Origin of the sequence: Microtetraspora sp. AC03309 (assembly GCF_020826795.1) — a bacterium.
Classification (GTDB): Bacteria; Actinomycetota; Actinomycetes; order Streptosporangiales; family Streptosporangiaceae; genus Microtetraspora; species Microtetraspora glauca.
In genome coordinates, this window is record NZ_JADDIL010000016.1 from 38,443 (window position 1) to 50,842 (window position 12,400).

At 69.5% G+C, this 12,400-nt stretch carries 8 protein-coding genes and 1 pseudogene; 3 read left to right on the plus strand and 6 right to left on the minus strand.

Features of this window, described 5'->3' with window-relative positions:
• Positions 1–198 precede the first annotated feature (198 nt).
• Positions 199–2,865: a helix-turn-helix transcriptional regulator gene (locus IMZ11_RS11660; protein WP_228640597.1), complete on the minus strand. Its 2,667-nt coding sequence runs from the start codon at positions 2,863–2,865 to the stop codon at positions 199–201.
• 207 nt (positions 2,866–3,072) lie between these two features.
• On the opposite strand from IMZ11_RS11660, the gene IMZ11_RS46160 reads away from it, so the two are divergent.
• Positions 3,073–5,874, plus strand: a complete 2,802-nt coding sequence (locus tag IMZ11_RS46160) for an AAA family ATPase (RefSeq protein ID WP_228640599.1) — start codon at positions 3,073–3,075, stop codon at positions 5,872–5,874.
• Here IMZ11_RS46160 and IMZ11_RS11670 read toward each other — a convergent pair.
• The 4 genes from IMZ11_RS11670 to IMZ11_RS11685 all read right to left on the minus strand — a co-directional run bounded on the left by IMZ11_RS11670 (position 5,805) and on the right by IMZ11_RS11685 (position 10,540).
• On the minus strand, positions 5,805–7,160 hold the full coding sequence (locus IMZ11_RS11670; RefSeq protein ID WP_228640602.1) for a discoidin domain-containing protein: 1,356 nt from the start codon (positions 7,158–7,160) through the stop codon (positions 5,805–5,807). The genes IMZ11_RS46160 and IMZ11_RS11670 overlap by 70 nt on opposite strands.
• Before the next feature lie 100 nt (positions 7,161–7,260).
• Entirely contained in the window at positions 7,261–8,580 is a 1,320-nt protein-coding gene (locus IMZ11_RS11675) for a discoidin domain-containing protein (RefSeq protein WP_228640603.1), read from the minus strand.
• A gap of 106 nt (positions 8,581–8,686) precedes the next feature.
• Positions 8,687–9,928: a heparin lyase I family protein gene (locus IMZ11_RS11680; RefSeq protein WP_228640605.1), complete on the minus strand. Its 1,242-nt coding sequence runs from the start codon at positions 9,926–9,928 to the stop codon at positions 8,687–8,689.
• A 63-nt stretch (positions 9,929–9,991) separates the two neighbouring features.
• The gene (locus IMZ11_RS11685) at positions 9,992–10,540 is read right to left on the minus strand and encodes a hypothetical protein (RefSeq protein ID WP_228640608.1); all 549 of its coding nucleotides are present in this window, start codon (positions 10,538–10,540) and stop codon (positions 9,992–9,994) included.
• A gap of 239 nt (positions 10,541–10,779) precedes the next feature.
• Here IMZ11_RS11685 and IMZ11_RS11690 point away from each other — a divergent pair.
• Positions 10,780–11,034, plus strand: a pseudogene (locus tag IMZ11_RS11690) (response regulator transcription factor); the annotation flags it as partial.
• A gap of 164 nt (positions 11,035–11,198) precedes the next feature.
• Positions 11,199–11,840, plus strand: coding sequence for a gamma carbonic anhydrase family protein (locus tag IMZ11_RS11695; RefSeq protein ID WP_228640610.1), 642 nt, complete (start codon positions 11,199–11,201; stop codon positions 11,838–11,840).
• On the opposite strand, the gene IMZ11_RS11700 is transcribed toward IMZ11_RS11695, so the two are convergent.
• Complete coding sequence (locus IMZ11_RS11700) at positions 11,758–12,393, minus strand: FAD-dependent oxidoreductase (RefSeq protein WP_228640612.1); 636 nt, start codon at positions 12,391–12,393, stop codon at positions 11,758–11,760. The two genes, IMZ11_RS11695 and IMZ11_RS11700, sit on opposite strands and share 83 nt — an antisense overlap.
• Between the last annotated feature and the right edge of the window lie 7 nt (positions 12,394–12,400).

Sequence of the window (12,400 nt, forward strand, 5' to 3'; positions counted from 1 at the left end):
GAGAAACGCCCGGCTGGGCAAGGACGGCCTTACAGTCCGCGTTGCGCCACCACCGGACCCATGCCCCGCGGCTCACCCCCACGGGCCTGGGGAGATCGCTCCCGGGCCGACGAGCGCGTCGCGGTGTCCGCACTTGAGTTCGGGGTCGACTGCTTCCATGCGCTGCTCACCGGGTCGTGGACCTCTCTGGGGTGCCGCTCACGTTGACAGCGAAAGCGCGTCGGCGAGCTGCCGTCGGTCGTGGACGCCAAGCTTGTGATAAGCCCTGCCCAGAAGGTTGGTCACAGTACGGACCGAGATGCCGAGATTGGCGGCGATGGCGGAGTTGCTGAGCCCCGCCGCCGCCAGCTCGCACATCTCTCGTTCCCGGCTGGTCAGAGACGGGAGATTCCCTGAGGAGGACGGCAGCGGCGCGGAGATGGGCGGCAGCCAGGGGGGACGGTAGCCGTCGCAGCGGTCGGCGAGATCGTTCACGTAGCGCCTCGCTGCGCGGCCGCCCCCCGGCATCGCTTGGGCGGCCTCGAGAGCCAACCCCGCGTAGCCGAGTTCGGCGAACCGCTCGGCGAGCTCGCGCAGCACGGGGCCATCCCGCGCGACCAGCGCATCACCGTGCGCAGCGAAGAGCGCGAAGAGCGAGCTGTCGCACGCGTCTGCGGCCTCGCGAAGGCGGGCGGCCGCCCTGTGTGAGGGGCGGAGCCGGACATGGTAGTAGGCGCACTCGACGCCGGTTGTGAGCCGCGACTCGCGTAGGTAAAGCTCGGCGAGCCGGTTAGCCAGCTCGGCGGCGTGGGCCGGCCTGCCGGAGTGGGCGAGTAACCGGATCCGGCTGAACTCCAGCCTTTCGTGCAGGCTGAGACTGCCGGGGATGAGAGCACGGATCTGGTCGAGCTCCTCAAACGCCTCCTGTGGGCGGCCGAGGGCGGCCAGGCATACGGCGTACTCGCAACCGATGAAGACCCGCAGCGGAAACGGCGTGTGCTCGTCGACCAGGGCCCGCGCCTCGCGGAGAGGGGCGAGCGCTCTGCTGGGCCGCCCCTCCCACATCCAGCAATGACCTCGCATTTGCCCCGCGATCGCGACTTCGGAGGGCTCCGCACGCCGTACGGCCTCCTCGTAGTAGATCTCGACGAGGGGGAGCGCCTGGCGCAGCCTTCCCGCGAGTATGAGCGCGTTGACATGGCAGGCCGCGGCCGACCCCCGCATGGCCGGCCACCGGGCGGGCAGCTGCAGCGACCCGCGGTCGAAGTCCTCGGCCGCCTGGGCCGGCCTGCCGCGGAAGGTGAGTTGGTAGGCCCTTAAGACCGTGGCGGCATCGGCGACCAGCGGGTTCAGGGCGCCCTCGTTCATGGCCGGGAGCTGAGTCGTCTCGGCGAACGGCACGCTTTCGCGGGCCTGAGCGCTACCGGTGAGCGGGGCTGTCCTGGTGAACAGCGCCAGCCCGAGCTCGGCCACATCGAGGTCGGCGGACCGGGCCGCGTCAGATGGGAGTGCGCGGGCCATCTCCTCCTGCGCCTCCGCGGGCCGGTTGAGTCCCCAGAACAGGTTCAGCGAGCGCAGCGCGACCGTCTCACCACCGTCTCCGCCGTGGTCCGCCAGCAGGCGCTCGGCCTCCGCCGCCCGGCCCTGTGCGATCAGGGCCTGCCCCCTGAGGGCTGACCCGGGCGAGCCGTGGACGTGCTGGGCAAGATTTTCGGCGAGCACGGGGTCGCCCGAGGCGAGGGCGAGCCGGCTGGCGACGACCGCGTGTGACATAGGTACGTCGAGGCCGGCTTCCAGCCGCCACAGCACGGTTGCCGGGTCGTCGCGGTCGGGAACGCCGATCTCGGCGGCGGCGGCCGCCAGCTGCCGGTACCTCTGCCGGCGGCGCAGGAGGCCCAGTCGGGCCAGCAGGGCCTCACGCTGAAGCGCATGGGACATGGCGACCGCGTCCGCTCCCGCACGAGAGGTGATGGCGACGACGGCGCGGTCCACCAACTCGCTGATAGTGGATGATCCGGCCAGGTGTTCGGCCGTCACCCGGGGGAGGAGGCCCGTCAGGGCAACGTACTCCAGTGCCTCCGACTCTGCCGCGGAGAGCGTGGCGAGATCGGCGGCGACCAGACCGTGCAGGCGGGAGGGCTTGCCAGGAGCTTCTCGCCAGGACCAGACGCCGCGCTCCGGAGAGAGGTCGCCGGTATCGAGGCCGATGCCGACGACACGCCGCAGCAGCAACGGGTTGCCCCGGCTGATCCGCCAGAGCACGTCTGCGGTGAGCCCGTCGACCGGCCCTCCCAGGACGCGGGTGAGCAGACGGAGGACCACCGCGCGGGACAGGTTCGCCAGGCGCAGCACCATCGGTGGGCCCTGGCCGCACATACGGGTGAGCCGCCGGTCGAGGCACGATCCGGCACGCGCGGTGAGAAGCAGCGTGACGCGCGTGGTCCTGACGAGGTCGCCCACGACGGCTGCCGAGGCCGCGTCGATGTGCTCGATGTCGTCGATGCAGAGCAGGATTCGCCCCGTCGTGGGGCACCCGTCGGAGGCGCCACGGCGGGCCTCGTCGAGAACGCGCGAAAGGCGGGAGAGGCCGTGGCAAGCAGCGGCGGAGGATCGGCCGACGATGTGAAGGCCGGCGACCCCCAACCCTGAGATGTTCCTGGTGGCCTCGGTCGCGGCTCCCCGGACGATCAAAGTGCCCGTTTCCGCGCACCTGTCAAGGATATGGTCCAAGAGGCGGGTCTTCCCCACGCCCGGTTCGCCGGTGATGAGCACCCCCGGTCCCGAGCGAGTCCTTAGCACCGAGATGATCTGCCGCGTCTCTTCCTCGCGGCAGATCATGGGCCATTCCACGGCGTCCATCGGGTGGTCGACGGCAGTGTCGATCATGACCTCTCCGAATCTCAGGGCACCCTTCCGTTCCCCCTGGATCGCCTCCCATTCCCCTGTCAGCAGATCTTCTGTCCATCGTTCTCCGGGCCGTTCCCGGACCGCTGTCCAGGTTCGTCAATTTGAGTGTCAATTGATGGGCTTTATCCCATACTCGTAACGCGTAGAGATCGGTCGGCTGGAGATCCGACAGTGGGGGAGGGTTTTGTGCGGCCGGACAGCGACGCGCGGGATGACGCCGACCGTAGCCGGGTTCTTCGGCCCCCCTGGCCCTTCGTCGGGCGGACGGCCGAGATCCGGACCGCCGTGGCCCAGCTCAGACGGCAGGGTGAGCCTGGCGTATTGCTCGTCGGGGAGGCCGGGGTCGGCAAGTCCCGCCTGCTGAACTCGATCGTGTCGTACTGCCAGGACGAGGACATGCACGTCGTCGTCACAGCCGGGGCCGAGGCGTCGCGTGGGCTGCCGTTCGCGACGATGGCGGCCCTGCTGCCAGAACAGGCCGACCGAGAAACAGCGAACGTTTTCGGCGCCGCCGTGGGCGCGTTGCGCGAGGCCGCGGGCGGCCGCACCTGTGTCGTGGCCATCGACGACCTGGATCACCTTGATGACGTGTCCGTCGCTCTTGTCCAGCATCTGGCCGTCACCGCCGGCGCCCGCGTTCTGGCCGCGGTCAGGGCAGGTTCCACGGAGGCGCCTGCTGTCAAGGCGTTGCTGCGCCGGCCGTTCGTCCAGGCGTCGGTGGTGGAGGCACTGGACCGCACGACGGTCGGTGCCCTGCTCGACGCGGCACTGGGCGGGCCGGTCGACGGACTGACCGTTGACAGGCTGTGGCGCGCGACGCGAGGCAACCCCCTGTTCCTGAGGCATCTCGTGGAGGAATGCCAGGCTTCTGGCAACCTCCGCCAGGTCAGGGAGGTATGGCGGTGGAGGGGGCAGATGCCTGCCCGACGTGGGCTGCGCACCCTGGTCGCGGATCTTCTTGGCGCCCTCACGGATGAGGAGGCCCGCGCGCTTTCGTATGTGGCGTATGCCGAGCCGGTGCCACTCGACGTGATCGAGGCGCTCGCCGACACGTCCGTACTGGTGCGACTCGAACAGCGCTCGCTCATCACGGTCGAGCGGGTCCGCCGCGAGCTGCTGGTGCGAATCGGACACCCATTGTACGGAGAGGCGGTCCGGGCTCGATCCGGCGAGGACAACCGTCGAAGCGTCTACCGGGCGCTCGCCCACGCGGTGATGCAGGCTCCCCCAGCGATGGACGGGATCGGCCTGCGCGCCGTGACGTGGCAGCTGTCCGCAGGCGACCCGGTGCCCGGCGACCAAGTGGTGCGCGCCGCCTCCGAAGCGCTGGCCCGGTGCGATGCTCCCCTGGCCGAGCAACTGGCGCGCCACTTGGGCTCCGACGCCGCCGTCGATGTGCTGGCGCGGGCCCTCGTGGCCCAGAACAAGGCGGACGAGGCGGAGGACCTGCTGAGCGGACGCATGGATGGCGGGCCGGGTTCGCCGTCGGAGCGCGCCAAGGCCGCGGCGTTGCGCGCGCTCAACCTGTTCTGGAACCTGCGACGGCCCGCCGAGGCCGAGGAGGTGGTCTGGGCGGCTCGTGCCATCGGCCCTCTCACAAGCGAGGCCGCCGCCGAGCTTGCCGTCGCCGAGCTGGCACTGGCGGCCTTCGGCGCCGGTGCGACCGGCCTCGCCTCGGCTGGTCTGGCCCACCTGCCCGCCGGGGTGCGGGACGGTGTGATCGCGAGCGTCAGCGAGCCACTCCGCGCCTACCTGAACATCTACCTCGGCCGGCCGGCTCTGGTCGCCGACGACTACGCCTCGGGACGGTTGGGCGCACCGCGGGTATGGAGCGCGATGGGGGCCGCCACGGCCGCCTGTCACGTGCAGGCCCTCGCCCTTGCCGGCCGCCTCGAGGAGGCCTTCGCCACGGCCCGCTCCGGCTACTGGGCGGCAATCGAGCAGGAGGACAGCGCCTGCGCCGCCCTGCTGTCCTTCGAACTGGGCATCTGCGAGGTGTGGGCGGGACGGCCGAGCCGGGCGCTGCCCCATTTCCGGGAGGCCCGCGCGCTCCTCGATCACAATGTGCCCTTCCCGATCCAGGTCTACGTCTTCGCCGAGCACGCGACCTGCCTCGCCGCCGTGGGCCGGTTCGACGAGAGCCGCCGGGTGCTCGAGGACATCGCCGGTCGGCTTCCCGATAGGTCGAACCTGCACCACCATCTGACCCTGGCGAGGATCCGCATTGACGCCCTGGCCGGCGTGGAGCGGGCGGAGGCCGCCGAAGCCGCCGCCTCGCTGGGCGAACGCTACCGATCGGAGGGGTGGCTCACCAAGGCGGTCGAGGCCTTCTACCACTCTGTGCGACTGCGCCCCTCGCTCCCCGTCGCGGAAGCTCTGCACGAGGTCGCCGGCCGCTGCGACAGCGAACTGTTCCTGCTGTTCGACCGGCACGCCCAAGCGGTCGTCGGGGAAGACGCCGAGGGCCTGGCCGCGGTGGCCGAAGTTCTGGCGGAGCGGGGCTACAACGCCCTGGCCGGTCAGGCCGCGTCGACCGCGGCCGAGATCGCGGCCGAACGGCGCGAGCGCCGCCTCGTGGCCCGGTTGCGGATCCGAGTCCGGGAACTGGCCCAGTTGTGCGAAGGCTACTGGCCGCCATGGACAGCGAGACTCGAGCCACAGGCGGTCCTCAGCCGGCGCGAGCGCGAGACATGCGAGCTCGCAGCCGGCGGCATGACCAACGACGCCATCGCCGCGCATCTGGGCCTGTCCAAGCGGACCGTCGCCAACCACCTCCAGCACGCCTACGGCAAGCTCGGCGTCCGGGGCCGGGAGGACCTGCCCCAGGCCCTGGGCCTGCCCCGGCCGGTACCCCCCGTCGGGGCCGCCTGGGCCACGGACAGTCCACCACGTGACGGTACCGGCGCGCTCGATCCGGATCAGTTGCACGGGACAGGGCCTCCGCTGTCGAGGATTTCGCCGTCGTCCCGCACGAACTGCCACGAGTAGCCGGTCGCCGCCAGATCGAGCTTGACGACTCCGTGCGCCAGCAGCCGCTTCTGACTGTTGGCCCGGATCGTGCCGAAGGGCTTCAGCGACGAGCCCCCGGTGCCGACGACGAACTGCCGGATTCCCGACGCGGACGCCTCGGCGGTCGGTGTCTGCTTCGCGAACCGCTCGTAGTCGTGGTCGTGGCCGTTGAGCACCAGGTCCGCGCGGACGCCGTACAGGGCGTCCCAGAACGGCTTCATATTGGGGAAATCGCCGTGCTCGGAGCCGGAACTGAACATCGGGCGGTGCCAGTAGGCCAGCACGCAGGGCCTGGTGTTCCGGCTGAGGTCGTTTTGGAGCCAGGTGACCTGCTCGCTGCCTGCGTTACGGCTTACTTCGGAATTGAGCGACACGATGTGCCAGTCGCCCAGGTCGAAGCTGTACCAGCTCTTACCCGCGGGCGCGGCCGCGCTGCCGAAGTACTCCAGATAGCCCGCGGCGCTGTCGCCGAGCGCGTACTCGTGGTTGCCCGGCGTTGGCTTCGTCTTCGCCTTGAAACGACCCCACGTCGGCGCGTAGTAGCGGGTGAACTCGGCATAGGCGCCGCTCTCATACTGGTTGTCGCCCAAGGCCAGCACGGCGGCGGGGTTGATGGCGAGGACCCGGTCGGAGGTGCGCGTGTGCGCGCAACCGCTGCCCTCGCAGGTGGTGACGATGTCACCAGCCGCCACAACCACGTGCTCGCCGCCCTGGCCCGGATCGGGGCCGAGGGCGGCCGTCTCCAGAATGCTGGCCCAGGAGCCCTCCTGGCTCTGCCAGAACGAGATTCGCACGTAGCGGGCGCTCACCGGCGCGGCGTACGGGTAGCTCTCGAACCCGGCGGTGCTTCCCGAACTGCGGCCGGCCCAGACCACGGTGTAGTTCGCACCGTCCGTCGAGGTGTAGATGTTGAAGTCGTTCCACCGCAGGTCACCACGGTGCCACGCGATCTTCAGTCCGCACAGACTGCGCGTTTGGCCGAGGTCCAGCACTAGGCTTGCGCCGAGCCCCTGCCCTGACCAGCGGGTGGTCATGTTGCCGTCGACCGCCTGTTGCGGCGGGTTCACCGCCTCCCAGGTGCTGGCCGTCACGGCCGAGACCGGCTGAGTCGTGGTGCATCCGGGAATAGTCGGGACGATCGTCGAGGAGACATCGGCGGCCCGGCCGCGGACACCTTGGTCGGCTCGCGCGGTGCCCCCGATGCCGAGAGTTGACAGCAGGAGGAGGGCACCGAGCGCGGCCCGCAGCCGCTTCTTGCGTAGCATCCTTCATCTTCCTGTCGGTGTTTGGACGGCGGTGAGCGTCCGCCTCGGACGGGTCAGCAGTGCTGAACGAGTCGTGCCAGGGGCGCGCCGAACGGCCTGGTCAGGAGGCGCCGAACGCGGCGGCCTCGGTGATGCTGGCCCAGCCGTTGCCCGCGGAGCTGTTCCACCAGGCGATACGGACGTACCTGGCCTGCCGCTGTGCGAAGCGGTACGGCTCCGGGTTCAGGGTCGTACCCGAGCTGCGGCCCTCTGCCGCCTTGGTGTAGGTCACGTTGTCCGTCGAGGTGTAGACGGTGTAGTCGTTCCACCGCACGTCTCCCTGGTACCAGGCGACGTTTACCCCGCACACCGCCCGCGAGGCACCCATGTCGAGTGTCAGGTACGCTCCGGACCCGCTGCCCGACCAGCGCGTCGCCAGGTTGCCGTCGGTCGCGTTCGAGGGTGGGTTGATGTCTTCCCATGTGCTGGCGGTCACACCGGCGGAAGCCAGTTTCGCCGGGCAGGCAGCCTCGCTGCCCGGGGCGATCTCCCGGACGCTGAGCTTGGCCAGGTCGACCCTGGTGGCCTCGTCCCAGCGGAACGCCGCCTTCGGGCCGCCCCAGGTCACCTTCTCGTCACGGGTGCCCCCGCAGGGATTGGCCGTGTCGATGGACCACCCGCCGGTGTCGTCGCGGGTCGACACGAGCGTCCACGTGCCGTTGTTCGCCCGGTCGAGGTATGCCTCCAGCCGCACGCCGCCCGGGATGTTGTACATGACCATCTTGAAGCCGACCATCTTGCCCTTGATCGTGGCACCGCCGCCTTGGTAAGAGCCCTTCGCGTAGCCGGCCCCCCCGTCGTGGTAGATCTCCTTCTCGAACTTGACGCCGCCGTCGGAGAAACGCAGGTCGCCCTTGTAGGCGGTGCCCCAGCAAGCCTCCGGGGCCACGCCCTCGCCCGTGTGCCGGCCACCGCGTGCGTACCAGGTGAAGGCGTCTCCGTCGTTACCACTGACGTAGCGGACATATCCGGTGATCTCAACGTCCCGCCAGTCGTTGGCATCGTGCATGAAGCCCTGGAAGCGCAGGTCGGGCTGGCGCCAGGTGAGGGAGCCCTCCTGCGTGCGCTGATCGTAGGTCGTCGTGGAGATTCCGATCCGGGTCTTGATATCGCGGACGGTGAAGGTGCCGTCCGGGTTGGACGTCATGGGTGTCCCGTCGAGGCGGGGATCGCCGGAGGGATTCGCCGACAGGTGCCAGACCTGCCCTCCTGGTTTGGTGGGATAGATCATGCCGATGCCGTCGACGGGGTCGATCCCCGCTGACGGGACCGAGGCCGATGCCGTGGCCGGCGTACGGGGACCGGAGGTGAAGCCGGTGGTGCAAAAGGTGCCGGCGATGGCCAGCACGATCATCAGGTACGAGGTACGGGATCGTCGCATAGGGAACCGCCTGTTGTCGTGAGGAGGTCGTCGGGGGAGGACCGCTCCCGTGCCACCCGGCGCGTCCGGGCGGCACGGGAGCGGCAGGATGATGAGGGGACCGGGGTCAGGAGCCGAGAACGGCCGCTTCTGTGATGCTCGCCCAGTCGTTCTGGGGGTTCTGCCAGAAGGAGATCTTGACGTATCGGGCGTCGCGCGGGCCGTTCGTGAACAGCGCTTGCTCCAACCCGGTCGTCGTGCCCGAGCTGCGGCCTTCCCACGCCTTGGTGTAGGCCGCGCCGTCCGTCGAGGTGTAGGTGGTGTAATCGTTCCACCGCTGGTCGCCCAGGTGCCAGGCGACTCGTGTCCCGCAGACAGGGCGTACCGACCCCAAGTCCAGGATCAGCGAGGCGCCGAAGCCCTGCCCCGACCAGCGGGTGGACAGGTTGCCGTCGATCGCCTGCGCCGGCGGGTTGATCGCCTCGTAGGTGGTCGCGGAGGCGGACGCCACAGGGACGGTGGCCGTGCAGGACGATCCGCCGCCGGGTTTCACGTCGTCGTAGGTGGCCCGCTGGTCACCCAGCCGCAGCGAGTCGTAGAACATGACCCGCTCGTTGGTGTCGGACGGCTTCTTGGGGTCGTTCCAGTCCCACTTGTAGATGCCGAACTTGAAGTACGGCGAGCGCGGCCCGCCTGCGTGCGTGGCGCCGGTTCGCTGCAGGACAGGCTGTCCGTTGCGCCACACTTCGAACATTCCCTGGCTGTCGGTACGCCACTTGACATGGAAGACCCAGTCGGTCCACGTGCCAGTGGCGTAGGGGCCCAGGTCGATGGTGGCCCCGCGAAAGTCGATCTTCCAACGTCCCTCGTCCGTCAGCAGCGCCAGCGGCGGTGAACCACCCCCGCAGTCATCGCACTGGTGCCACTGGCTCACGATCTCCGCGGACACGTCGGGGACCCAGCTCGTGGGCAGGTTGACGCTGAAGCCGTACCACCGCTCGGCGTTGAGGGGCTGCTCGTCGCGCTGGCTGATCTCGGCGCGCTTGCTGCCGGACTGGATGGGGTCGCCGCGGTTGAGCTGGAACCGCGCCGCGTAGGAGCCGTCCCGCACCGGGCTGGTCACGGTGGCGGCGCCATGGTCCGCCACCCACTGCTTGAGGAAGTTGGGGGGAGCCGCCGTCGGCATGGTCCGGTCGGCGGCGACTTCCCAGTTCAGGGTCCTGAAGACACCCGCCGGATCGGCGTGCGCGGGCAGTAGGGAACTCCCCAGTGCCGCCACCAGTGCTGCGGTCAGCGCTGCGGCTCTCTTCCAGATCATTGTCATCGACTCCCTGGCGGACGCGACCTTCGCCACTCGGACGAGGGCCATTGCTGGTCTCCGTGTGGCGACAGCGTCTCGGAGCGCGGGCCGACGGTCATGAGTAAGCGATGCTCATTCGGATTCCGATTCCCAAGGCGCGCATCGGGCCTGGGTCAAGGCCCCGTCGTCAGGTGGGCCGTCCCTCTCTCGCCTGATCAAGTCCTCGAAAGTGTGGGGCAAGGGCACTGCTTCGGGTACGTGCAGGGCGAGGAACCAGACCTTGTCCTGCGAGCCGCCGAGCTTGATGCCGAAGGGGGCCGGGCCCTGCGGGAACAGTCCGAGGATGCCCACGGCCATGGCGGACCACATGAGGGTCTGACGTCTGCCCGACATCGTCGAGAACGGGGACTCGCCCGTCTTCCCGGCGGGGGCGGCCGGTTTGCCCGATCGCATCAGGTGCAGCAGTTCGGGCCCCTTGTCCCTCAGCGTCCTGGCCGCCATGGAGCCGAGCATCACATGGCAGAGCACGCCGGTGAGCAGGGCGACCGGGACGCTTGCCCACAGCAGGGAGGGCAGGTCCAGGGCATGGCCCGCCCAGGCGGCCCCGAGCGCGGGGCACATCGCGATGGTGACCAGGAAACACATCAGGAAGGACTGGCCGGTGACGTCACCGTGGTCCATCGGTGAGTTCTTGCTCTTGTGCGGGTCCGGACCGGGCACCAGGGCACTGACTCATGAGTACGTCGACCGAATTCTCGACGCCCTCTTCACCGGGATCGGCCCCACCCACGCATATTGACGAAGCTCGCCGTCCGGTACTACACCGCCCGCTTCTAAGGTCGTGGCGGTCGTCGGCGATGGCGAGGCGTTCCTCGGCGCCGTCGTCGAGCACCGCCCCGACATCGCCATCGTCGACGTGCGACCCCCTGGACACTCTCACGTCTCGCGAGCGAGAGTCACTCGCCCCCATGGCGCAGGGCCACGATAACGCCACCATCGCCGAGCGGATGCGCATCTCCGACAACGCCGTCCACAAGCACATCGGCAACATCTTCGCCACGTTGGGCCTGGCACCGGACGACTCTGGCCACCGCCGCGTCCTCGCCGTGCTCGCCTACCTGGATGGCACATCCCGGCCGGCCGAGGCAGACCCCGGCCGCGGGAGCCCGCGCTGATTCGGGGTGTGTCCAGGGTTTTCGGTGTATCTCGATCTTGACTAGTGCCGTGTCAGCCAACGTTCGCCCTGTAGTGCCTCAGATCGTGGATGGCACATGTCTCGGCGAACGTGACGTCTGAAATCCGCCAGCATGCTCGCGGTCGGTCGGGCGAGAATCCGCAGATGAACGCTGAAGCGCAGGGAATCCGCATCCGGCACCGCGGGTATCAACCGCAGATCCATCCCACCGCCTACGTCGCCCCGACGGCCACGCTCGTTGGTGATGTCCGCGTGGGGCCGAGGGCGCGGGTGATGTACGGTGCGGTGCTCGATGCCGAGGGGTCTCGGATCGAGGTCGGGGAGGCGGCGGTGATCTGCGAGAACGCCGTGTTGCGCGGGTCTGCGGTCGCCGGCGATCAGCCGGTGCTTGTCGACGACCACGTCTTCGTGGGGCCGCATGCCACGCTGCTGGGCTGCGAGGTCGGCAGGTGCGTCTATGTGGCGACCGCGGCGACGGTCCTGCAGTGCGCACGGTTGGGGGCCGGCTCGGTTGTCGCTGTCGGCGCGCTCGTCCATGCGCGCACTGTTTTGCCGGACGAGTACTTCGTGCCGCCGTACACCGTCGCGCTTGACGCGCCGGTGCGGCTGCTGGCACCTGGCGATCCGGGCCTGGCCGAGGCCGTTAGGCGGGTGGGCTTCGCGCAGGTGGCGTTCGGCGTCGACGCGGAGTGGACCGACCGGATCAGCCGGTACGAGCAGGTCGCGGAGGTGCGCGTCGCCGAGTTCGGCACGCACGCGGACGATGAGGTTCTGAATCTCGGCTAAGGGCTTGCGGATGATTAACACGCCGAGTTGGTCTTGTGATGGCGCCGGTGCTGATGCCATGGGCGGGTAGCCCGTTGGCGCCGAGCACGTTCGGCGTTCTCCAGGTGCCTGCGGCGTCGATCACCGCCTGCGCGGTGATTTCGGTGCCGTCCTGCAGGCGGACGACGTACGGCGTCGCGTCGCGGCCCGCTGTGCGCAACCGGTCGATGTCCACCCGGCTGATCGCGATCACCCGGGCTCGGTACCGGATGTGCGGGGCGATGGGCTCGAGGTCGGCCAGGGGCTGGAGGTACCGGTCGGCGAGTTCGGCTCCGGTGGGCAGCGTTTCCGGATCGGGCGATAGCCAGCCTGCGGCGCTCAGTAGGCGGCGCGCAGCGGCGTCGGTGTTGTAGCGCCACGGGCTGAACAGCCGGACGTGTCCCCACCGGCGTACGGAGGCGGCGGGGCCGACGCCGGATTCGAGGACGAGGAAGGGCAGGTCGCGTTTGACGAGATGGGCGGCGGCGGCCAGGCCGATGGGCCCGGCACCGATCACGACTACAGGGTGATCCATGAAGCAC

Coding starts and splice junctions, on each gene's coding strand:
- IMZ11_RS11660 (WP_228640597.1), bottom strand. CDS start 2,865: ATGATCGACACTGCCGTCGACCACCCGATGGACGCCGTGGAATGGCCC.
- IMZ11_RS11670 (WP_228640602.1), bottom strand. CDS start 7,160: ATGCTACGCAAGAAGCGGCTGCGGGCCGCGCTCGGTGCCCTCCTCCTG.
- IMZ11_RS11675 (WP_228640603.1), bottom strand. CDS start 8,580: ATGCGACGATCCCGTACCTCGTACCTGATGATCGTGCTGGCCATCGCC.
- IMZ11_RS11680 (WP_228640605.1), bottom strand. CDS start 9,928: ATGGCCCTCGTCCGAGTGGCGAAGGTCGCGTCCGCCAGGGAGTCGATG.
- IMZ11_RS11685 (WP_228640608.1), bottom strand. CDS start 10,540: ATGGACCACGGTGACGTCACCGGCCAGTCCTTCCTGATGTGTTTCCTG.
- IMZ11_RS11695 (WP_228640610.1), top strand. CDS start 11,199: ATGAACGCTGAAGCGCAGGGAATCCGCATCCGGCACCGCGGGTATCAA.
- IMZ11_RS11700 (WP_228640612.1), bottom strand. CDS start 12,393: ATGGATCACCCTGTAGTCGTGATCGGTGCCGGGCCCATCGGCCTGGCC.